Genomic DNA, 19,718 nt, shown 5'->3' with positions numbered 1-19,718 from the left:
GGGCAGGGCTCGGCCACTCGACGAAAAAAACTTCTCCGAACCCGCGTAATGCTCGGGCACCCCCGCCCCTCTCCCGTGTGCAGGCCCGCTCACCGGGCCCGTACACCTGCCCGAGAGAGGAACCGCACGACATGCACTACACCGTTGTGGAGCGCGAGCTGGAGCTCAAACTCATCCTGTCCCCGGAGCGCAGCATCCCGGTCCCGGCCCGGCTGAGCTACCGCACCGACGACCCGTACGCCGTCCACGTCGCCTTCCACATCAACTCAGAGCAGCCCGTGTACTGGACGTTCTCCCGCGACCTGCTGGTCGAGGGCGTGTTCCGGCCCTGCGGGCACGGCGACGTGCGGGTGTGGCCGACGAAGTCGGAGGGTCGGAGCGTCGTGCTGATGGCGCTGAGTTCGCCCGACGGCGACGCCCTGCTGGAGGCGCCCGCCGCCCAGGTGTCCGCCTGGCTGGAGCGCACGTTGCGGGTGGTGCCCCCGGGGACTGAGGGCGAGCAGCTCGGGATCGACGACGCGCTCGACCAGCTGCTCGCCCAGTGAGCCGTACGCGAAAGGGATCAGAACAGCTTGCCGGGGTTGAGGATGTCCAGCGGATCGAAGACCTGCTTGATCTGCCGCTGCATCTCCACCCCGACCGGCCCGATCTCGCGCGCCAGCCACTCCTTCTTCAGTACGCCGACGCCGTGCTCGCCGGTGATGGTGCCGCCGAGCTCCAGGCCGAGCGCCATGATCTCGTCGAAGGACTCGCGGGCGCGCCGGGACTCGTCGGGGTCCGCCGCGTCGAAGCAGACGGTGGGGTGCGTGTTGCCGTCGCCGGCGTGCGCGCACACCCCGATGGTGAGCTGGTACTTCTCGGCGATCCGCTCGACGCCCGCCAGCATGTCGCCGAGCCTGGAGCGGGGCACGCACACGTCGTCGATCATCGTCGTGCCCTTGACCGCCTCCAGCGCGGTCAGCGAGAGCCGCCGGGCCTGGAGGAGGAGCTCGGACTCGGCGAAGTCGTCGGCGGGGACGACCTGGGTCGCGCCGGCCGCCTCGCACAGCGCGCCGACCGCGGCGAGGTCGGCGGCCGGGTCGTGGGTGTCGAAGGCGGCCAGGAGCAGCGCCTCGGTGGTCTCGGGGAGGCCCATGTGCGCGAGGTCGTTGACGGCTTTGACCGTCGTACGGTCCATCAGTTCGAGGAGCGACGGGACGTGGCCGCCCGCCATGATCCGGCACACCGCGTCGCAGGCGGCGGCCGCGGAGCCGAACTCGGCGGCCAGCACCAGCTGCTGGGGCGGCTGGGGGCGCAGGGCGAGGATCGCCTTGACGACGATGCCGAGGGAGCCCTCGGAGCCGACGAAGAGGCGGGTGAGGTCGTAGCCTGCGACGCCCTTCGCGGTGCGGCGGCCGGTGGACATGAGGCGGCCGTCGGCGAGGACGACGTCCAGGCCGAGGACGTACTCGGCGGTGACCCCGTACTTCACGCAGCACAGGCCGCCGGAGGCGGTGCCGATGTTGCCGCCGATCGTGCACATCTCCCAGCTGGAGGGGTCGGGCGGGTAGTAGAGGCCGTGCTCGCCCACCGCGCGGGAGAGGGTGGCGTTGACGACGCCGGGTTCGACGACCGCGATCCGGTCGACCGGACTGATCTCCAGGATCCGGTCCATCTTGGTGAGGGACAGCACGATGCAGCCCTCGGAGGCGTTGGCGCCGCCGGACAGGCCGGTGCGGGCGCCCTGCGGGACGACCGGGACGCGCAGTTCGGTGGCGATGCGCATGACGTGCCGGACCTGTTCGACGGTCCGTGGCAGGACCACCACCGACGGGGTGCCGGCCGGGCAGAAGCTCGCCATGTCATTGGCGTAGGAGGCCGTCACGTCCGGGTCTGTCAGCACGGCTTCGGCGGGCAGCCCGGCGAGCAGCCGGTCGACGAGGTTGCCGGTGGCGGCGTCGGTGGGCGCTTCGATACGGCTCATGATCACAGGTTCGCACCCGGGGCCATCGGTGTGAACCCCGTCTACGGCAGTGGACGTATGCCGGGTGTGCTCGTCGTATGGGCGCACAGTGATCGGCATGGACAGCCAAACCGCCAACGGGGAGCAGGAAGAGGTCCGGCGCTCGCGTGCGGGACGGCGCGTGCTGGTGGCCGCCGTCGCGGGGTGCTTCGTGCTGGGCGGGGCACTCATGTTCTGGCCCTGGCAGCGGGCCGTGCCCAAGGTGGTCGCTCCGGCGCCGGGGGCGCAGGCGCTCGCCGCCGTCGGTTCGGGGGTGCCCGCCGGGCTGCCCGAGCTCGCCGTGCTGATCGGTGAGCGTGAGGGCTTCGTACGGGCGCATCCCACGGACGCCCGGGCCTGGGCGGTGCTCGGGGCGGCGTACGTCGAGCAGGGGCGGCGGACCGCGGACGCCGCGAACTATCCGCGGGGCGAGCGGGCGTTGCGGGCCTCGTTGAAGGTGCGGGGCCGGGGGAATGTCGAGGCCATGGACGGGATGGCCGCGCTGGCCAACGCCCGGCGGGACTTCCGGGCGGCGCGGACCTGGGGCGAGGCGGCGCTGAAGGCCGCGCCGAAGCGGTGGACGACGTATCCGCTGCTGATCGACGCGTACACCGGGCTCGGCGACTACAAGGCGGCGAAGCGGACGCTGGACCGGCTGATGGAGCTGCGTTCCGGGCCGGCGGTGATGGCGCGGGCCGGGGCCGTGTACCGGGACCGGGGCTGGCGCGAGGACGCGGCGGCCGCGCTGTCCGACGCGGCGGCGGCAGCGCACTCCCCCGCCGAGCGGGCGGCCTGGCTGGAGCGCTCCGGGCAGCTGTCCTTCGAGCGCGGGGACCTGGAGGACGCGCTCCGCCGCTTCCAGGAGGCCGTACGGATCGACCCCGACCAGCGGGCCGCGCTGGCCGGGCAGGGGCGGGCGCTGGCGGGGCTGGGGCGGCCCACGGAGGCCCTGAACGCGTACCGGGTGGCGCTCGCCAAGCAGCCGTGCCCCCAATACGCCCTGGAACTCGGGGAGTTGTACGAGTCGCTGGGCCTCGGGCAGGCCGCCCGGGTGCAGTACGACCTGCTGCGGGCGCGGGTGCGGGAGGAGGCCGCCGGGGGTGTGGACGACGAGCTGGTGCTGGGTGTCTTCGAGGCGGACCACGGTGATCCCGCGGCGGCCGTACAACGGCTCAGGGCCGAGTGGCGGCGGCAGCCGGGGATCGCGGTGGCCGACGCGCTGGGCTGGGCGCTGCACCGCGCCGGCGACGACAAGGAGGCGCTGCGGTACGCGACGGTGGCGACGGACAGGGTGCACGGGGGCGGGGTCCGGAGTGCGCCGTACATGTACCACCGGGGCGTGATCGAGCGGGAGTTGGAGCAGTACGGCCCCGCACGCCGGCACCTCCAGGAGGCCCTCCGCACCAACCCGTACTTCTCACCGCTCCAAGTACCGCTCGCCGAGGAGGCGTTGGCGGCCCTCGGGGATGTGCCGGACGAGCCGCTGCCCACGGAGGAGGAGAGCAAGGAGCCGACGGAGAAGGAGCGTTGAGTCAGAGGGCGGCCGTGCCGATGAGCGCGTTGCGCGTGACGAGCGCCGCCAGCTGCTCCTCGTCCAGCCCCTCCGTGCCCTCCGGCCGGCGCGGCAGGACCATGTAACGGGTCTCCGCGCTGGAGTCCCAGACCGTGATCTCCGTGCCGGCGGGGAGGTCGAGGCCGAACTCCCCCAGGACCGCGCGGGGTTCGCGGACCACCCGGGAGCGGTAGGCCTCGGACTTGTACCAGCTGGGGGACGGGCCGAGGAGGCGCAGCGGGTAGCAGGAGCAGAGGGTGCAGACGATGACGTTGTGGGTGGTCGCCGTGTTCTCGACGACGCGCAGGCGCTGGTACGAGCCCTCCATGTAGCCGAGTTCACGGACCGCGGCCGTGCCGTCCGCGAGGAGACGGGACCTGAACTCCGCGTCCAGCCAGGCGCGGGCCACCACTCGTGCGCCGTTCGCCGGGGACGCCCCGGACAGCGACGCGTCGATGATCTCGTCGAGTTGGGCGCCGGACAGGACGCCCTTCTCCTCCAGCAGGGTCTCCAGCCGTCGTACCCGACGGGCCACCGCCGCGTCGGAGTGGTCACCGCTCATGCGTCCCGGTCCTCTTCCAAGTAGCTTTCCCACAGGTCCAGTACGACGTGGTGGTCGCCCTCGCCCCACAGGTCACGGGCCTCGAAACGGACCGCGTAGATCTGCTCGACCGGCGCGTCCGCGCGGCCCTGCGCGCTGATGTCGGCGAGTTCGGCCGGGCCCTCCGGCTCGACGACGACGCCCCGCTTGCCGCGGGCGTAGCGCGGCAGGCGGGTGTGGTGCGGCGGGTCGTGGTGGAAGGTGCGGACGCGCGTGCCGGGCGGGAACCGGTCCTCAGGCATCCAGCTCACCCGGCTTCAGCACGCCCTTGCGCTCCAGCAGGACGCGGATCGCCTCGAACCAGCGCTCGTAGTACGACGTCGACAGGTACGCCGTCGGCGGCATCGACTCGATCGCGTCCCGGAACTCGTTGGTGTTGAAGATCCCCTGCGCGCGCAGGGCGTTGAAGAGCCCGACGACACGGGCCTCCCAGTCCGCGTGGAAGGGCTCGGCGTCCTCCGTGGTGTCGATCGCGCCGAAGCCCTGGGTGCCGCCCACGTCGTTGATCCTGGCCATGCGGTCAGCCTACGACTGCTTGCCGTTCTTGACGAAGATCGAGAAGCTGCGGGATCCCAGCTCGCCCGACGCGAAGCCGATGTACGCCTTGGGGTTCGAGTCGCCGCGTACGGCGATGCCCTCGGGTTCGCGGTAGACGAGGGTGTAGCCGGCCTCGGTGCGCTGCTGCTGGAGCAGCTTTCCGGTGGTGATGTCGAGGCTGGAGACGTAGGCGTTGCCTCGCCCCGCGAACGGGTTGGTCTTGGCGTCGTAGGCCGTGCCGGCGATCTGGAAGACCGTGTCGCGGTGGAGCGCGTAGCCCTGGAAGGGGATCTTCGGGTCGGGGTGGGCGCCGACCTGGGCGACGTCCGCGATCGGGGCGTCGTAGTGGTGGGCGGTGAAGGCGGCGAGGTCCCAGACGCGGTAGCGGGGCTTGTTGGCCTTGTCGCGGTAGCGGACGGCGATGCGGCCCGAGGCCGTGCAGACCGAGGGCTGGTTGTTGGTGGAGTCCGCTATCGGCTTGCGTATCCGCACGTCCGCGCTCGTACGGACGGCGCCGTCCTTGAAGTGGAAGCGGGTGACGCCCTGCCCGTACCCGTTCTCGGCGTCGGCCTCGGTCCAGATCCAGGTGGAGCCGTCCTCGGTGTCGTACTGGATGCCCATGCTGACGCCGTGGCCGAAGCCCCTGAGGTACATCGCACCGAGCCGTTTGCCCTTGTAGTCCAGCCTGTTGAGGCACAGGTCACCGGCGGCGTGGCCGTCGGCGGTGACCTGGAGGACGTACAGGTGCTTGTTCTTCTCGTCGAAGGCGAACGACTGCAGCACCGTCGGTTCCTTGAGCGTGGCCTTCTGCCACAGCCAGCGGTCGGACGGTACGGCGAGGTCTATCGGCGCGGTCACGCTCACTCCCAGTCCCGGGGCGCCACTCGGCACCCGCAGGACTTGAGAGTGTCAACTGCCGTTCACCGGTTGCAAGATCCCGCGATTCAAAGGTTTCCGCGCTTGGCCTGTTCCCGCTCGATCGCCTCGAACAGGGCCTTGAAGTTGCCCTTGCCGAAGCCCATCGAGCCGTGCCGCTCGATGATCTCGAAGAAGACCGTCGGACGGTCCTGGACCGGCTTGGTGAAGATCTGCAGCAGGTAGCCGTCCTCGTCCCGGTCGGCGAGGATCTTCAGCTCGCGCAGGGTGTCGAGGGGCACGCGGGTGTCGCCGACCCACTCGCCGAGGGTGTCGTAGTACGAGTCCGGAGTGTTGAGGAACTCCACGCCGGCCGCGCGCATGGTCCGTACCGTCTGCACGATGTCGCCCGTGTTGAGCGCGATGTGCTGGACGCCCGCGCCGCCGTAGAACTCCAGGTACTCGTCGATCTGGGACTTCTTCTTGGCGATGGCGGGTTCGTTGATCGGGAACTTGACCTTGAGCGTGCCGTCGGCGACCACCTTCGACATCAGCGCGCTGTACTCGGTGGCGATGTCGTCGCCGACGAACTCCTTCATGTTCGTGAAGCCCATGACCTTGTTGTAGAAGCCGACCCACTCGTTCATCCGGCCGAGCTCGACGTTGCCGACGCAGTGGTCGATGGCCTGGAAGGTGCGGTGGGCGGGCGGCTCGACGATCGGGGCCGCGGCGACGAAGCCGGGCAGGTAGGGGCCTTCGTAGTCGGTGCGCTCGACGAGCGTGTGGCGGGTCTCGCCGTAGGTGGCGATCGCCGCGAGTACGACCGTGCCGTGGTCGTCCTTCAGTTCGTACGGCTCCGCGACCGACCGGGCGCCGTGTTCGAGGGCGTAGGCGTACGCGGCGCGGGCGTCCGGGACCTCGATGGCGAGGTCGATCACGCCGTCGCCGTGCTCGGCCACGTGCTGGGCGATGAAGTGGCCCCAGGTGGTGGCGGGCTTGACGACCGAGGTGAACACGAAGCGGGCGGAGCCGTTCTCCAGGACGTAGCTCGCGGTCTCGCGGCTGCCGTTCTCCGGTCCGGAGTAGGCGACCAGCTGCATGCCGAAGGCGGTGGAGTAGTAGTGCGCGGCCTGCTTGGCGTTGCCCACGGCGAAGACGACCGCGTCCATTCCCTTGACCGGGAAGGGGTCGGCCTGCCGGGCGGTGTCGGGAGTGTGGTGTGTGGTCTGCGTCATAGCGGAAGCCTGGTCCTGGAGCGGCAAGGTGCGCAATAGTTTGCGTATCTGCTGGACAATTTGTTCAGTGGAGGGCTCGGATTTACGGGTCCCCTGTACAGGATGACCATCACCCCGGGAGGCTGCTGTGGGGATCGACCAGCTGGACGGCCGGATCATCGTGCTGCTGGCGCGGGAGCCGCGGATCGGGGTGCTCGAGATGTCCCGGCGGCTGGGGGTCGCCCGGGGCACCGTGCAGGCGCGGCTCGACCGGCTTCAGTCGAATGGCGTCATCCGGGGATTCGGGCCGCAGGTGGATCCGGCGGCGCTCGGGTACCCCGTGACCGCGTTCGCCACCCTCCAGATCCGGCAGGGCCAAGGACCGGACGTACGGGCGCACTTGGCGACCGTCCCCGAGGTGCTGGAGCTGCACACCACCACCGGCAGCGGCGACATGCTGTGCCGCCTGGTGGCCCGCTCCAACGCCGATCTCCAGCGGGTCATCGACCGGGTTGTCGGTTTTGATGGCATTGTCCGGGCCGCCACGGCGATCGTGATGGAGAACCCCGTTCCACTGCGGATCATCCCGCTGGTGGAGCAGGCGGCCGAGGACGACGAGAGGGACTGAGCGATCCGAGCGACCACCTGGGGTGAGCGCGCGTGAATTTCTGGGAGTACCTGGGCAACCGGCACCAGCAGTTGCTCACGGACGCCTATCAGCACGCGAGCGCCGTCTTCCAGTGCATGGTCGTCGCCACCCTGCTGGGCGTGTTGATCGGAGTCGTCACCTACCGCAGTGAGTGGGCCGGGAACGTGGCCACCATGGCCACCTCGACCATTCTGACCATTCCCTCGCTCGCCATGATCGGTCTGCTCATCCCGATCGTCGGCCTGGGCGTGCCGCCCACGGTGATCGCGCTGACCCTGTACGGGCTGCTGCCGATCGTGCGCAACGCGATCGTCGGGCTGCGCGGGGTCGACCCCGCGCTGGTGGACGCGGCCAAGGGCATCGGCATGTCCCGGGCGGCGCGGCTGCTGCGGGTCGAGCTGCCGCTGGCCTGGCCGCCGATCCTGACCGGGATCCGGGTCTCGACGCAGATGCTGATGGGCATCGCCGCGATCGCCGCGTACGCCTCCGGGCCCGGCCTCGGCAACGAGATCTTCCGCGGCATCGGCTCCCTGGGCAGCAAGAACGCGCTCAACCAGGTCCTCGCGGGCACGCTGGGGATCATCGTGCTGGCCCTGCTCTTCGACGCCGCGTACGTCCTGATCGGACGGCTGACCATTCCGAGGGGGATCCGTGCCTGACAGCACCCAGGGGGCGACGATCGAGCTGGAGAACCTCACCAAGAGGTATCCGGGCAACCCCAACCCCTCCGTGGACAACGTCAACATGGAGATCAAGGCCGGCGAGATCGTCATCTTCGTCGGCCCGTCCGGGTGCGGTAAGTCGACCACGCTCAAGATGATCAACAGGTTGATCGAGCCGTCGGGTGGTCGCATCCGGATCAACGGTGAGGACGTGACCGACATGGATCCGGTCAGGTTGCGCCGCAAGGTGGGTTACGCCATCCAGTCGGCCGGCCTGTTCCCGCACATGACGGTCGCCCAGAACATCGCCCTCGTGCCGAAGATGGTCGGCTGGTCCAAGTCCCGTATCAAGAACCGGGTCGAGGAGCTGCTCGACCTCGTCGGCCTCGACCCGGGCGAGTTCCACGGCCGCTATCCGCGCCAGCTGTCGGGCGGCCAGCAGCAGCGGGTCGGCGTGGCGCGGGCGCTGGCGGCGGACCCGCCCGTGTTGTTGATGGACGAACCCTTCGGCGCGGTCGACCCGATCACCCGTGATCATCTCCAGGACGAGCTGATCAGGCTGCAGCACGAGCTGCACAAGACGATCGTGTTCGTCACGCACGACTTCGACGAGGCGATCAAGCTCGGTGACCGTATCGCCGTACTGCGCGAACGCTCGCACATCGCCCAGTTCGACACCCCCGAGGCGATCCTCACCAACCCGGCCGACGACTTCGTGTCCGGTTTCGTCGGGGCGGGCGCGGCGCTGAAGCGGCTGAACCTCTCCCGGGTGCGGGACGTGGAGATCACCGACTACCCGACCGTGACCGTCGACGACCCGCTCCAGGAGATCTTCAACAAGCTCCGCGGCAGCGGTACGAACGAGATCCTGCTGCTCGACAAGCGCCGCCGCCCCTACAAGTGGCTCAGGCGCGGCGACCTGATGCGGGCCCGCGGCTCGCTCGCCCGCGCGGGCACGCTCGTGCACGACACGGTGACCAGGGACGGGACCCTGCGCGACGCCCTGGAGGCGGTGCTCACCGACAACGCGGGGCGGGTCGCGGTGACCGGGCGGCGCGGCGAGTACGAGGGCGTCGTAGACATGGAGACGCTCATGAACTCCGTGCACGAACTCCTGGAGGCCGACCGGCTGGAGGCCATGGAGCACCAGCACGAACTGGAGGAGGCGCGGGCCGCGCAGACGCACGCCGAGCAGGAGGGCCCCGGCGGGGAGGCGAAGGCGTGACGAGCCCCGCGGAGCAGAAACGGCCCGACGGCGAGCACGACGTCAAGGGCCTCGCCTTCCGCGACGAGGGCGAGGCCGAGCAGGAGGCTCCGCCGCCCCCGCAGCGCACGGCACGCCGCATCAGCTGGCAGAAGCTGACGTTCCTGCCGGCCGTCCTGATCGCCGTCCTCCTCGCGACCTGGCTGTGGTTCGAGCAGGCGACCCTCGACTCGATCTCCAAGAACGCCCTCTCCGGCGGCCAGGTCTCCAAGGCCCTCTGGCAGCACATCGAGCTGACCGCGATCTCCACGTTCTTCGTGCTGATCATCGCGATCCCGCTGGGCATCCTGCTGACCCGCAAGGCGTTCCGGAAGGCCACCCCGGTGGCGATGGCGTTCGCCAACATGGGCCAGGCGACCCCCGCGATCGGCCTCCTCGCCCTGCTGGTGATCTGGCTCGGCACCGGCACGAAGGCGGCCCTGATCGGCATCATCGTCTACGCCGTCCTGCCGGTCCTGTCCAACACCATCGCGGGCCTCAAGGCCAACGACCCGACCCTCCTGGAGGCGGCCCGAGGCATCGGCATGTCCCCCCTCGGCGTCCTCGCGAAGGTCGAACTCCCCCTGGCCGTCCCCCTGATCCTCGCCGGCGTCCGCACGGCCCTCGTCCTGAACGTCGGTACGGCGACGCTGGCGACCTTCGGCGGAGGCGGCGGCCTGGGCGTCCTCATCACCACCGGCATCACCACCCAGCGCATGCCGGTGCTGATGCTGGGCTCGATCCTCACGGTCGTACTGGCCCTGCTGGTGGACTGGCTGGCGTCGCTGGCCGAACTCGTGCTCAGGCCAAGGGGATTGGAGGCGGGAACATGAAACGCGGATGTCTCCTCCTGACCGGCACTCTTCTGCTGGCCTCCGCCTGCGGGCTGCAGAGCGGCTCCCCCATGGTGGACGACGTGCAGCCGGGCACGGTGGGGAAGGGCGAGCCCCTCAAGGGGGCCCATCTCACCGTCACCTCCAAGGAGTTCACGGAACAGCTCATCCTCGGCGCGATGATGGGCATCGCCTTCCAGGCGGCGGGCGCGGACGTCCTCGACCGCACCGGCATCCAGGGGTCGATCGGCGCACGCGAGGCGGTCAAGTCCGGTGACGCGGACGGCATGTACGAGTACACGGGCACGGCCTGGATCACGTATCTCGGCAACAGCGAACCGATCACCGACCCGCAGAAGCAGTGGGAGGCGGTACGGGACGCGGACCTCAAGAACGGCCTGACCTGGCTGTCCCCCTCGGCCCTCAACAACACCTACGCCCTCGCGATGAACCAGTCCAACTTCAAGAAGTACGGCACGAAGACGCTCTCGGACGTGGCCGCGCTGGCGAAGAAGAACCCCGGTGCGGTGACGCTGTGCGTGGAGAGCGAGTTCGCCAACCGGGCGGACGGGCTGCCGGGCTTGGAGAAGGCGTACGGCATGAAGGTGCCGGCGAAGAACATCACGCAGATGGACACCGGGATCATCTACACCCAGGTGAAGAAAGGCAGTTGCACGTACGGCGAGGTCTTCACGACCGACGGCCGCATCAAGTCCATGAACCTCGCGGTGATGCAGGACGACAAGAAGTTCTTCCCCAACTACAACGCGGCACCGGAGATCAACACGAAGTCCCTGAAGAAGTGGCCGGCGATCGCGGAGGTGCTGGCCCCGGTGACGAAGAAACTGAACAACACGGTGGCGCAGTCGCTGAACGCGAAGGTTGACGTGGACGGGGAGGATCCGCATCAGGTGGCGCTGGAGTGGATGAAGGCGGAGGGGCTGGTCAAGTAGGGGCGGGACTTACAAAGAACCTGTTGCAAAGGCTCCTTTGCATAGCTACCTTTGTACGCATGGCGGAACAGTCCGATGTACGGAAGCTCGACGCACGCTCCTTGCGCGGCCTCGCCCATCCCCTGCGTATGGAACTGCTCAACGCACTGCGCCGGCACGGCCCGGCCACCGCGTCGATGCTCGCCGAACGACTGGGCGAGTCAAGTGGGGCCACCAGCTACCACCTGCGGCAACTGGCGGCACACGGTTTCATCAAGGACGCGCCCGAGCAGGGAAAGGGGCGGGAACGGTGGTGGCAGGCCGCGGACAAGGGCATCACGTGGGACGCCGAACTGGTCCAGAGCACGGATCCGCAAGTGCGCGGGGCCGCCGACCTGCTCCTACAGGAACTCGCGAACCACCACAACCGCGAGCTGGCCACCTGGCTGGCCACCCGCGATCGCTGGTCCCCCCGCTGGACCGACCACTCGACGGATCTGAGCGACTGGAGCCTGCGGCTGACTCCGGAGCAGGCACACGAACTCATCGACAAGATGCACGAGTTGCTCAACAGCTATCGCGCGTCCGAGGCCCCAGAGGACGACCCTGAAGCCGAACAGGTCCGCCTGCACACACACCTGTTCCCCATCGAAACGGACCGAAGGAGCACCCAGTGATCGGCCCTGGGATCCACCTCACGCTGCACCACACCCGAGCCACCGAACTCCAGGCCGAGGCCAAGACCCACAGCCTCGCAGCGGCGGCGCACCCCCGCCGCCCCCTCCGCACCCGAGTCGGCTGGACGTTAGTGGAAATAGGCCTACGCCTCGCGACGCCACCGCTGGCAGCAAGCGCCCCTTAGGGGCGCGGGGAACTGCGCGACCAGCCCCCACCCACCCGCACCCGGCCCTCAACAGCGAGGCACGGAACCCTTCCCGCTCTCCAGCGCGACCAGCGACGAAACCGCCCCCTTGAGCGTCGTAACCGGAATCAGTCGAAGCCCCTTCGGCAGCTCGGACTTGGCGTCGGAACACTCATCCTTCGGCACCAAGAACACAGTCGCCCCATCCCTCCGAGCCGCCTGCGTCTTCAGCGCCACACCCCCCACCGCCCCGACCTTCCCATCCGCGTCGATGGTCCCCGTACCGGCGATGTTGCGACCCCCCGTGAGCTCGCCCCCACTGCCGTTCCCGTCGAGCTTGTCGATGATGCCCAGGGTGAACAGCAGCCCCGCACTCGGCCCGCCCACATCCGCCAGCTTCAGCGTGACCTTGACGTTCTTGTCGCTGAGGTGGAGGTAGTCCAGCGCGGCCTGCGTCGCCTCGTCCTGGGACTCCTTCATCTGCGCGCTGTTGTGCTCCTCGATCTGCTTCGTGCTCTGCCCGCTCGGATAAACGGAATCCCGCGGCATGACCGCCTTGTCCGTGGCGAACCACGCCGACAGCACGTCACTCAGCGACACCCGCGTGTCCGGGTTCGTCGCCTCGATCGTCGTCATCCGCAATTCCCCGGTCGTCTTCCGCACCGCCGCTCCCGAGATCGTGATCACGGGAGTCCCCTTGTTGTCGGCCAGCACGTTCGCCGTCATCCCGGGCTGCGCCAACGAGAACGGCAGCGGCGCGAACACCGCCGTGGCGAGCAGCGCCACGACGGGCGCGGCACAGACGGCGAGGGCCTGGGGGCGTGTGAGGCGAGAGAGCACGGGATCAATCTAACGTGACGGTGACTTCCGGCCAGGTGCCGGTCGGCTTACGTACAAGTCTCGCCGTTCCAGAGTGAAGCGCCGCAGGGCCTCCGGCAGCGGTTCGATACCGATTCCCGGAGTCGTCGGGACCGGCAGATGGCCGTCCCGCAGCACGAACGGCTCGGTGATGTCCTCCGCGAAGTAACGGCTGGACGCCGATGTGTCGCCGGGGAGCGTGAAGCCGGGAAGGGCGGCGAGCGCGAGGTTCGGCGCGCGGCCGATTCCCGTCTCCAGCATGCCGCCGCACCACACCGGCACGCCGTGCGCGTGGGCCACGTCGTGGATGCGGCGGGCCTCCAGATAGCCGCCGACGCGGGCCGGTTTCACGTTCACCACCCGGCACGCGTCCATCGCGATCGCGGACGCGGCATCGCGGGCGTTGTGGAGGGACTCGTCCAGGCAGACGGGGGTGCGCAGGCGTTTCTGGAGCTGCGCGTGGGCGTGCAGGTTGTTCTCGTCCAGCGGCTCCTCGATCAGCAGCAGGCCGAACTCGTCCAGGCGCCGCAGGTGCTCCGCGTCCGCGAGCGTGTACGCCGTGTTGGCGTCGACCTGGAGCGGCAGATCCTCGCCGAAGCGGTCGCGGACCGCCCGTACCGGATCGAGGTCCCAGCCCGGTTCGATCTTCAGCTTGATACGGACGTAGCCCTCGGCGAGATAGCGCTCGACATCGTCCAGCAGTTCGGCGACGGACTCCTTGATGCCGACCGAGACCCCGGCCGGCACGCTGTCCCGTACCGCGCCCAGATACCTCGCCAACGGCATGCCGTACGACCGCAGTTCGGCGTCCAGGACCGCCGTCTCCAGCGCCGCCTTCGCCAGCTCGTGGCCCTTGATCCTGGCCAGGGCGGGGGCCAGCAGCGGGGTGGTGAGGTCGGGCAGCGCCGCCGCCCTCGGCAGCAGGAAGTCCCGCAGCACGAGCTCCGCGCCGGCCGTGAACTCCGAGCAGTACAGCGGCTCGGGGTCCGCGGCGAACTCCGACCAGCCCTCGGCCGCGTCCGTCACGACGTGGAGCAGGAAGGTGTCCTTCGTCGTCATCGTGCCGAAGGACGTGCGGAACGGCGTGACCAGGGGGATCGCGACGTGGACGATCTCCACGCGTTCGAGCTTCATGCCGTGGCCTTCCGGGTGAGCGTGTACCAGCCGTCTCGGGACATTCCCGTCGCCGTGAAGCCCTCCCGGAAGGCCTCCGTGAACACCTCGCGGACGGCCCGCCGCCAGCGCAGGGCGAGGGCGGGATCGGCGGCGCGGAGTCCGACGATGTCCTGCGGGACGCGGCACCAGATGCGCCGGTCGGCGAGGTCACGACACGCGAGGGTGCCGCCGTCGGGGGCGGTGTGGGTGGCGGGGGCCGTTTCGCGGTCGCCTTCACCGGTCTCGTACGGGGGTGAGGGCTCCCCCAGCTCCTCCCCCAGCTCCCACGTCACCGTCATCCGGTCGCTCTCGTCCCCGTCGTTCACCCCGTCGGCCATGGGGCCGTAGAAGTCGACGAGGTACTCCGTCCCCGTGGCACCCAGCTTGGCCAGGTTGAAGCGGGCGTTGCGGCCGATCAGCGGGTCGAAGGTCCAGCGCATGGTGCGGGCACCGAGGCCGAGGGCCCAGTCCCGCTGGGCCTGCTTCACCGCCAGCCCGAGCCCCTGGTCGGCGGCGGCGACCAGCGAGTACGTGTCGCCGCCCGGCCCGAACACGGCGACCGAAGCCCCGGCCAGCCGCGCCCCGTCGTACGCGGCGTGCACGGCCCCGCCCGCGTGGACCAGGCTGTGCAGCACCTCGGCCGGGTAGGGCGGGGCGGTGCGCGGGGTCTGCCAGACGTCGCTGAAGTAGTCGGCGACGGCGGCCAGGCCGGCGACGTCGCGGACGCTGCGGATGCTCACTCCGGGCGGACGGTCGAGAGTCATGGGACGAGTCTCGCGACCAGGTGGGCGCCCTCACATTGTGCGGACGGACAAGGCCTGCGTACGTTCCTTTCAGAATCAGCCAACCGCACCCGGGAGCACCCTCATGGACGCCTGCACCCTCGGCGACCTCCTCGACGTCGTCGGCGGCACCTCCGTACGCCTGCTCGCCGCGCCCGCCGCCGGGCTCGCCGCGCCCGTCACGGAGGCGGTGCTGTACGACGCCCATGTGCCGCTCACGCGGACGCCGGGGGCGTTGCTGCTGGCGGTGGGGGTGCGGGCGGCTGCCGCGGGGCCGTTGGTGCGGGCGGCGGCGGAGGCCGGGATGGCCGGGGTGGTGGTGCGCGGCGGGGACGGGCCGGTGGGTGAGGCGGAGGCGTGCGGGCTCGCGCTGCTGTCGGTCGGCGAGGACGCGGCCTGGCACCAGGTGCATCTGCTGCTGAGCTCGGCGATCGGCGCCCGGCCCGCGCCGGCGGCCGGCGGGCACGGGGACCTGTTCGCGCTCGCGGACGCGGTGGCCACGGCGACCGGCGGGGCGACGGCCGTGGAGGACCCGCGCCAGCGGATCCTCGCCTACTCGACCGTCTCCGGGCAGCCGGTCGACGAGGACCGGCGGGAGGGCATCCTCGGCCTCCAGGTGCCGGCCAGTTCACGCAACACCGAGCAGTACCGGGTGCTGTTCGCGGCCGACGGTCCGGTACGGCTGCCCGCGCTCCACGAGGGCGACCTGCCCCGGCTCGCGGTCGCCGTGCGGGCCGGCGGCGAGACGCTCGGCTCGATCTGGGTGGTCGACGACGGCACCCTCGCCGCCGACGCCGAACAGGCCCTCGTGCAGGGCGCGTCCACGGCCGCGCTGCTCCTGCTGCGGGCCCGCGCCGCCCAGGAACTCGCCCGCCACCAGAACAGCGACCTCCTGCGCCGCCTCCTGGACGGCACGGCGGACGCCCCAACCGCCGTGCAGCGGCTGGGACTTGAGGGTGCCGTGCGGGTGGCCGCCTTCGTCCTGGACGCGGCGAGCCTCCCGGACACCGAGCAGACCGCACTGCGGCTGCTGGACGTCGTACGGCTGCAGTGCGAGGCTCGTTACGGGCGGCACGCGTGCGTGCTGGTCGACGGGGTGGTCTACGCGCTGCTGCCCGCGCCGTCCGCACCCCGGAAGGGAAGCCACAAGCGGCTGGCGGAGGACATCGTGGCGCGGGCGGGGCAGGCGCTGCGGGTGCCGGTGCGGGCGGCGCTCGGCGAGGTGGTGGCCGGGGCTGCGGAGGCGGTGGCCTCGCGGGAGGACGCGGACCTGGTGCTGCGGGTGCTGGGGCCGGAGTTGCCGGTGGCGACGGTGGACGAGGTGCGGGCGCGGGTCACGCTGCTGCGGCTGGCCGAAGTGCTCGGTCAACGACGGGAGTTGAGCGCGGGGGCGTGGCGGCGGGTGCTGGCGTACGACTCGGCGAACGGCACCGACTACGCGCGTACGCTGGTGAGTTGGTTCGACGCGGGCTGCGACATGGCGGGGGCGGCGAAGCTGCTCGCCGTCCACCCGAACACCTGCCGCTACCGGCTGCGCCAGGCCCAGCAGCACATCGGGATCGACCTCGACGATCCCGACGAACGGCTGGTGCTGTGGCTGCAGTTGAGGACGCTGGCGGGACTCAGCCCAGCCAGCCCCTGAGCCTCTCCTCGCAGGCGCGCAGCTGCTCCACGGGCACGTACTCCCCCGCCGTGTGGGCCAACGACGGGTCACCCGGCCCGTAGTTGAGAGCGGGCATGCCGAGCGCCGCGAACCGCGCCACGTCCGTCCAGCCGAGCTTGGGCCGGGGAGCCGCGTCCAGCGCCGCGGCGACCTCGCCGATCCGGTCCAGCCGCGGCAGGGCGCCCGGCACGACCTCGGTGACGTCCACCTCGTACTCCGGAAAGAGCTTCCGTACGTACGCCTCCGCCTCCTCGGCCGAACGGTTCGGCGCGAACCGGGAGTTGACGGTGATCACGCACTCGTCCGGTACGACGTTCCCGGCGACCCCAGCGCGCAGTGCCACCGCGCTGAGCCCCTCCCGGTACTCCAGGCCGTCGATCACGACCCGCTCGGGCGTGTGGTCGTGGAGCCGCTGGAGGACGGGCGCGGCCAGGTGGGCGGCGTTGCGGCCGCGCCAGGAGCGGGCGGTGTGGGCGCGTTCGCCGCGTACGACGATGTCGGCGGTGAGGATGCCCTGGCAGCCGGCCTCGACGCCGGCGTCGGAGGGTTCCATGAGGATCGCCAGGTCGGCCGCGAGGAGTTCGGGGCGGTCGGCGGCGATCCGGTGCAGGCCGTTGCGGTCGCCCTCGACCTCCTCGCACTCGTAGAAGACGTAGGTGAGGTCGCGGGTCGGGGCGGGGACGGTGGCGGCTAGGCGGAGGGCGACGGCGACACCGCCCTTCATGTCGCAGGCGCCGAGGCCGTGGACGCGGTCGTCGCGGAGTGCGGAGGGCAGGTTTCCGGCGGCCGGGACTGTGTCCAAGTGACCGGCGATCAGGGCGCGTTGGGGGCGGCCGAGGTGGGTGCGGGCGACGACGGAATTGCCGAGACGGTCGACGGTGAGGTGGGGCAGGGTGCGGAGGGCGGCCTCGACAGCGTCCGCGATCGGACCCTCCTGCCCGCTCTCGGAAGGGAGGTCGACGAGGGCTCGGGTGAGGGTGACGACGTCGGAGGTGAGGTCGAGGCCGGTCACGCGGCCGTCTCCTGTTCCTGCTCCTGCGGCCTGTTGAGCTTGGAGTGCCGGACGCCGTAACAGCCGTAGATCACGAGCCCGGCCGCCATCCACGCGCCGAACGCGATCCATGTGTCGGTGCCGAGGCTGAACAGCATGTACGCGCAGAAGCCGACGCCGAGGACCGGCGTGATCGGCGAGAACGGGACGCGGAAGGTGCGGGGCGCCTCGGGGCTGCGCCGGCGCAGCAGCACCACGGCCAGGTTGACCAGCATGAACGCGAAGAGGGTGCCGATGCTGGTGGCGTCGGCGAGGCTGCCGAGCGGGACGAGGGCGGCCAGTACGGCGATGAACGACGACACGATGACGGTGTTGGCGCGCGGCACCCCGGTACGCGGGCTGACCTTGGCGAACAGCGGCGGCACGAGTCCGTCCCGGGCCATCGCGAAGAGGATGCGGATCTGCCCGTACTGCACGGTGAGCACGACACTCGTGGTGGCGACGACGGCGCCGATGGAGAGCAGGATCGGCCACAGGTTCCCGCCGCCCACGCTCTGCACGAGGACCTGGCTGAGCGTGGCCTCGGTGCCCTCGAACTTCGTCCACGGCATGGCGCCGAGCGCGGCGACCGCGACGAGGACGTAGAGGGCGGTGACGAGGACGAGGGAGAGGATGATCGCGCGGGGCAGGTCGCGCTGCGGGTTCCTGGCCTCCTCGCCCGCGGTCGAGGCCGCGTCGAACCCGATGTACGAGAAGAACAGCGAGGCCGCGCCGGCGCTCATGCCGGCGGCGCCGAGCGGGAACAGCGGCTGGAAGTTCCCGGCGTGGAAGGCGGTGAAGGCGACGGCGCAGAAGAGAACGAGCGCGGCGATCTTCACACCGACCATGACGACATTCGCTACGGCGCTTTCGCGTGCGCCGCGGAGCAGTACGACCATCGCGAGTACGACGATGAGGGCGGCCGGGATGTTGAGGGTGCCGCCGAGGCCGGGCGGCGCGCTGAGTGACTCGGGGAGGGTCACCCCGAGGGTGAGATCGAGCAGCTCGTTGACGTACTGCCCCCAGCCGACCGCGACGGCGGCGACGGACACCCCGTACTCGAGAATCAGACACCACCCGCAGACCCAGGCGACGAGCTCGCCGAGGGTGGCGTAGGCGTAGCTGTACGAGGATCCGGAGCCGGGGATCATGCCGGCCAGCTCGGCGTAGGAGAGTGCGGAGAACAGCGCGGTCACGCCGGCGAGCACGAAGGACACGACGATCGCGGGCCCGGCTTCGGGCACGGCCTGGCCGAGCACGACGAAGATTCCGGTACCGAGCGTGGCGCCGACGCTGAGCAGGGTGAGCTGGGTGACCCCCATGGTCCGCTTGAGCGGGCTGCCGGACGCTTCCCCGACGAGCGCGCCCAGCGCCTGCCGCCGGGTGAAACGGCTTGCGGGTCTTGGGGGTTGCTGATCGTGGGGCCGTGTACGGACCGTGTCCATGTGCCGTTCCCTCCGCCGTCGGGCTGGTTATGGCCCTTGATGATGCGGAGGGGACGGCTGAAGTCGGTGTGCCGATCGGACAGAGGTGGAGGGTTGGCTTTGGCGACTTGGCCAAAGCCAACCGGTGGCCGGAAACGAACGCTCAGCGCAGGGCTTCCGCGACCTCCCGGGCCGCGTCCACCACCCGCAGTCCGACCCGCTCGGGCACCGCGTCGGCCAGCATCACGACTCCGACGCTGCCCTCGACGCCCGTAACCCCGATCAAGGGAGCCGCGGCGCCGCTGGCCCCGGCCTCCAGCTCCCCGTGGGTCAGGGTGTATCCGGGCTCCTGCACCGGCTTGGCGCGCGCGGCGAGAATCGCCTTGCCGGCCGCTCCGCGGTCCAGCGGATGCCGGAAGCCGGCCCGGTAGGCCACGTGATAGTCCGTCCAGGTGGGCTCGACGACGGCGACGGCCAGGGCATCGGCCCCGTCCACCAGCGTCAGGTGCGCGGTCGCCCCTATGTCCTCGGCCAGCGACCGCAGGGCCGGCAGCGCGGCCTCGCGTACGAGCGGATGCACCTGCCGCCCGAGGCGCAGCACGCCGAGCCCGACCCGGGCACGACCGCCCAAGTCCCGGCGTACGAGCGCGTGTTGTTCAAGTGTGGCGAGCAACCGGTACACCACGGTCCGGTTCACGCCCAGTCGGTTGGATAGCTCGGTGACGGTCAGCCCATGGTCCGTGTCGGCCAGAAGCTTGAGGACCCGCAGTCCTCGGTCGAGCGTCTGAGAGGTCTCCGCGGTCACGACGCCCACTCCTCCAAGTGGTGAGGTCGACGACCTCCGCGCGGCGATGCGTCACCGAGTCCCGTCAGTGACGCGCAACA

General features: G+C 70.5%; 22 protein-coding genes. 10 read left to right on the top strand and 12 right to left on the bottom strand.

What is annotated here, in order from left to right; genetic code table 11:
* Nucleotides 1-131 precede the first annotated feature (131 nt).
* A complete protein-coding gene (locus ABZ848_RS33135; RefSeq protein WP_242772990.1) occupies nucleotides 132-545 on the top strand; it encodes an SsgA family sporulation/cell division regulator in 414 nt (137 codons plus the stop codon).
* 17 nt (nucleotides 546-562) lie between these two features.
* Here ABZ848_RS33135 and ABZ848_RS33130 read toward each other — a convergent pair whose 3' ends face one another.
* Complete coding sequence (locus ABZ848_RS33130) at nucleotides 563-1,969, bottom strand: FAD-linked oxidase C-terminal domain-containing protein (RefSeq protein ID WP_360837886.1); 1,407 nt, start codon at nucleotides 1,967-1,969, stop codon at nucleotides 563-565.
* A 91-nt stretch (nucleotides 1,970-2,060) separates the two neighbouring features.
* Here ABZ848_RS33130 and ABZ848_RS33125 point away from each other — a divergent pair, with 91 nt between their 5' ends.
* The gene (locus tag ABZ848_RS33125) at nucleotides 2,061-3,512 is read left to right on the top strand and encodes a tetratricopeptide repeat protein (RefSeq protein WP_360837885.1); all 1,452 of its coding nucleotides are present in this window, start codon (nucleotides 2,061-2,063) and stop codon (nucleotides 3,510-3,512) included.
* A gap of 1 nt (nucleotide 3,513) precedes the next feature.
* On the opposite strand, the gene nthA is transcribed toward ABZ848_RS33125, so the two are convergent.
* From nthA to hppD, 5 genes are all read right to left on the bottom strand, one after another.
* Nucleotides 3,514-4,095: a nitrile hydratase subunit alpha gene (gene nthA / locus ABZ848_RS33120; protein ID WP_360837884.1), complete on the bottom strand. Its 582-nt coding sequence runs from the start codon at nucleotides 4,093-4,095 to the stop codon at nucleotides 3,514-3,516.
* On the bottom strand, nucleotides 4,092-4,376 hold the full coding sequence (locus ABZ848_RS33115) for an SH3-like domain-containing protein (protein ID WP_360837883.1): 285 nt from the start codon (nucleotides 4,374-4,376) through the stop codon (nucleotides 4,092-4,094). The genes nthA and ABZ848_RS33115 overlap by 4 nt, the downstream gene beginning before the upstream one ends.
* Nucleotides 4,369-4,650: a hypothetical protein gene (locus tag ABZ848_RS33110; RefSeq protein WP_360837882.1), complete on the bottom strand. Its 282-nt coding sequence runs from the start codon at nucleotides 4,648-4,650 to the stop codon at nucleotides 4,369-4,371. The genes ABZ848_RS33115 and ABZ848_RS33110 overlap by 8 nt, the downstream gene beginning before the upstream one ends.
* A gap of 9 nt (nucleotides 4,651-4,659) precedes the next feature.
* Nucleotides 4,660-5,529, bottom strand: coding sequence for a Teichoic acid biosynthesis protein C (Precursor) (locus tag ABZ848_RS33105; RefSeq protein WP_360837881.1), 870 nt, complete (start codon nucleotides 5,527-5,529; stop codon nucleotides 4,660-4,662).
* An 86-nt stretch (nucleotides 5,530-5,615) separates the two neighbouring features.
* Complete coding sequence (gene hppD / locus ABZ848_RS33100) at nucleotides 5,616-6,761, bottom strand: 4-hydroxyphenylpyruvate dioxygenase (protein ID WP_360837880.1); 1,146 nt, start codon at nucleotides 6,759-6,761, stop codon at nucleotides 5,616-5,618.
* A 127-nt stretch (nucleotides 6,762-6,888) separates the two neighbouring features.
* Between hppD and ABZ848_RS33095 the strand changes: the two genes are divergently transcribed.
* Genes ABZ848_RS33095 through ABZ848_RS33065 form a run of 7 tightly spaced genes read left to right on the top strand, consistent with a single transcriptional unit; the run spans nucleotide 6,889 to nucleotide 11,921 of the window.
* Nucleotides 6,889-7,368, top strand: coding sequence for an Lrp/AsnC family transcriptional regulator (locus tag ABZ848_RS33095; protein WP_360837879.1), 480 nt, complete (start codon nucleotides 6,889-6,891; stop codon nucleotides 7,366-7,368).
* A 32-nt stretch (nucleotides 7,369-7,400) separates the two neighbouring features.
* Complete coding sequence (locus ABZ848_RS33090; RefSeq protein ID WP_360837877.1) at nucleotides 7,401-8,048, top strand: ABC transporter permease; 648 nt, start codon at nucleotides 7,401-7,403, stop codon at nucleotides 8,046-8,048.
* The gene (locus tag ABZ848_RS33085) at nucleotides 8,041-9,276 is read left to right on the top strand and encodes a betaine/proline/choline family ABC transporter ATP-binding protein (protein ID WP_360837876.1); all 1,236 of its coding nucleotides are present in this window, start codon (nucleotides 8,041-8,043) and stop codon (nucleotides 9,274-9,276) included. Before ABZ848_RS33090 ends, ABZ848_RS33085 begins: the two co-directional genes overlap by 8 nt.
* Entirely contained in the window at nucleotides 9,273-10,127 is an 855-nt protein-coding gene (locus ABZ848_RS33080; RefSeq protein ID WP_360837875.1) for an ABC transporter permease, read from the top strand. Before ABZ848_RS33085 ends, ABZ848_RS33080 begins: the two co-directional genes overlap by 4 nt.
* Nucleotides 10,124-11,080 carry a glycine betaine ABC transporter substrate-binding protein gene (locus tag ABZ848_RS33075; protein WP_360837873.1) on the top strand — a complete coding sequence of 319 codons (957 nt, stop codon included), beginning with the start codon at nucleotides 10,124-10,126 and terminating at the stop codon, nucleotides 11,078-11,080. Before ABZ848_RS33080 ends, ABZ848_RS33075 begins: the two co-directional genes overlap by 4 nt.
* A gap of 59 nt (nucleotides 11,081-11,139) precedes the next feature.
* Entirely contained in the window at nucleotides 11,140-11,736 is a 597-nt protein-coding gene (locus tag ABZ848_RS33070; RefSeq protein WP_360837871.1) for a helix-turn-helix domain-containing protein, read from the top strand.
* Nucleotides 11,736-11,921, top strand: coding sequence for a hypothetical protein (locus ABZ848_RS33065; RefSeq protein ID WP_360837974.1), 186 nt, complete (start codon nucleotides 11,736-11,738; stop codon nucleotides 11,919-11,921). The genes ABZ848_RS33070 and ABZ848_RS33065 overlap by 1 nt, the downstream gene beginning before the upstream one ends.
* Before the next feature lie 48 nt (nucleotides 11,922-11,969).
* On the opposite strand, the gene ABZ848_RS33060 is transcribed toward ABZ848_RS33065, so the two are convergent.
* From ABZ848_RS33060 to ABZ848_RS33050, 3 genes are read right to left on the bottom strand one after another with little or no spacing between them, the layout of a single operon-like run.
* Nucleotides 11,970-12,761 carry a S16 family serine protease gene (locus ABZ848_RS33060; protein WP_360837870.1) on the bottom strand — a complete coding sequence of 264 codons (792 nt, stop codon included), beginning with the start codon at nucleotides 12,759-12,761 and terminating at the stop codon, nucleotides 11,970-11,972.
* A 9-nt stretch (nucleotides 12,762-12,770) separates the two neighbouring features.
* Nucleotides 12,771-13,913, bottom strand: a complete 1,143-nt coding sequence (menC, locus tag ABZ848_RS33055; protein ID WP_360837868.1) for an o-succinylbenzoate synthase — start codon at nucleotides 13,911-13,913, stop codon at nucleotides 12,771-12,773.
* Entirely contained in the window at nucleotides 13,910-14,698 is a 789-nt protein-coding gene (locus ABZ848_RS33050; protein WP_360837867.1) for a chorismate synthase, read from the bottom strand. Before ABZ848_RS33050 ends, menC begins: the two co-directional genes overlap by 4 nt.
* A gap of 103 nt (nucleotides 14,699-14,801) precedes the next feature.
* On the opposite strand from ABZ848_RS33050, the gene ABZ848_RS33045 reads away from it, so the two are divergent.
* The gene (locus ABZ848_RS33045; protein WP_360837866.1) at nucleotides 14,802-16,358 is read left to right on the top strand and encodes a helix-turn-helix domain-containing protein; all 1,557 of its coding nucleotides are present in this window, start codon (nucleotides 14,802-14,804) and stop codon (nucleotides 16,356-16,358) included.
* Here the strand turns inward: ABZ848_RS33045 and dapE are convergent.
* The 3 genes from dapE to ABZ848_RS33030 form a co-directional block, all read right to left on the bottom strand.
* Nucleotides 16,339-17,391 (bottom strand): succinyl-diaminopimelate desuccinylase, encoded by a 1,053-nt coding sequence (gene dapE / locus ABZ848_RS33040; protein ID WP_360837864.1) that lies wholly within the window; start codon nucleotides 17,389-17,391, stop codon nucleotides 16,339-16,341. The two genes, ABZ848_RS33045 and dapE, sit on opposite strands and share 20 nt — an antisense overlap.
* Nucleotides 17,388-18,854, bottom strand: a complete 1,467-nt coding sequence (locus ABZ848_RS33035) for an amino acid permease (RefSeq protein ID WP_360837863.1) — start codon at nucleotides 18,852-18,854, stop codon at nucleotides 17,388-17,390. Before ABZ848_RS33035 ends, dapE begins: the two co-directional genes overlap by 4 nt.
* Before the next feature lie 142 nt (nucleotides 18,855-18,996).
* Nucleotides 18,997-19,638, bottom strand: a complete 642-nt coding sequence (locus ABZ848_RS33030) for a helix-turn-helix domain-containing protein (protein ID WP_360837861.1) — start codon at nucleotides 19,636-19,638, stop codon at nucleotides 18,997-18,999.
* Nucleotides 19,639-19,718: the final 80 nt, after the last annotated feature.

The sequence above is a fragment of the Streptomyces sp. NPDC047081 genome (assembly GCF_040643775.1).
Lineage (GTDB): Bacteria > Actinomycetota > Actinomycetes > Streptomycetales > Streptomycetaceae > Streptomyces.
Note: the sequence above shows the minus strand (reverse complement) of the source record. Positions and strands in the feature narration are given on the sequence as shown.

Bases quoted from the DNA above. Each gene is read 5' to 3' on its own strand.
- hppD (WP_360837880.1), bottom strand. From the start codon at position 6,761: ATGACGCAGACCACACACCACACTCCCGACACCGCCCGGCAGGCCGAC.
- ABZ848_RS33035 (WP_360837863.1), bottom strand. From the start codon at position 18,854: ATGGACACGGTCCGTACACGGCCCCACGATCAGCAACCCCCAAGACCC.
- ABZ848_RS33110 (WP_360837882.1), bottom strand. From the start codon at position 4,650: ATGGCCAGGATCAACGACGTGGGCGGCACCCAGGGCTTCGGCGCGATC.
- ABZ848_RS33050 (WP_360837867.1), bottom strand. From the start codon at position 14,698: ATGACTCTCGACCGTCCGCCCGGAGTGAGCATCCGCAGCGTCCGCGAC.
- ABZ848_RS33045 (WP_360837866.1), top strand. From the start codon at position 14,802: ATGGACGCCTGCACCCTCGGCGACCTCCTCGACGTCGTCGGCGGCACC.
- menC (WP_360837868.1), bottom strand. From the start codon at position 13,913: ATGAAGCTCGAACGCGTGGAGATCGTCCACGTCGCGATCCCCCTGGTC.
- ABZ848_RS33075 (WP_360837873.1), top strand. From the start codon at position 10,124: ATGAAACGCGGATGTCTCCTCCTGACCGGCACTCTTCTGCTGGCCTCC.
- ABZ848_RS33135 (WP_242772990.1), top strand. From the start codon at position 132: ATGCACTACACCGTTGTGGAGCGCGAGCTGGAGCTCAAACTCATCCTG.
- ABZ848_RS33070 (WP_360837871.1), top strand. From the start codon at position 11,140: ATGGCGGAACAGTCCGATGTACGGAAGCTCGACGCACGCTCCTTGCGC.
- nthA (WP_360837884.1), bottom strand. From the start codon at position 4,095: ATGAGCGGTGACCACTCCGACGCGGCGGTGGCCCGTCGGGTACGACGG.
- ABZ848_RS33115 (WP_360837883.1), bottom strand. From the start codon at position 4,376: ATGCCTGAGGACCGGTTCCCGCCCGGCACGCGCGTCCGCACCTTCCAC.
- ABZ848_RS33125 (WP_360837885.1), top strand. From the start codon at position 2,061: ATGGACAGCCAAACCGCCAACGGGGAGCAGGAAGAGGTCCGGCGCTCG.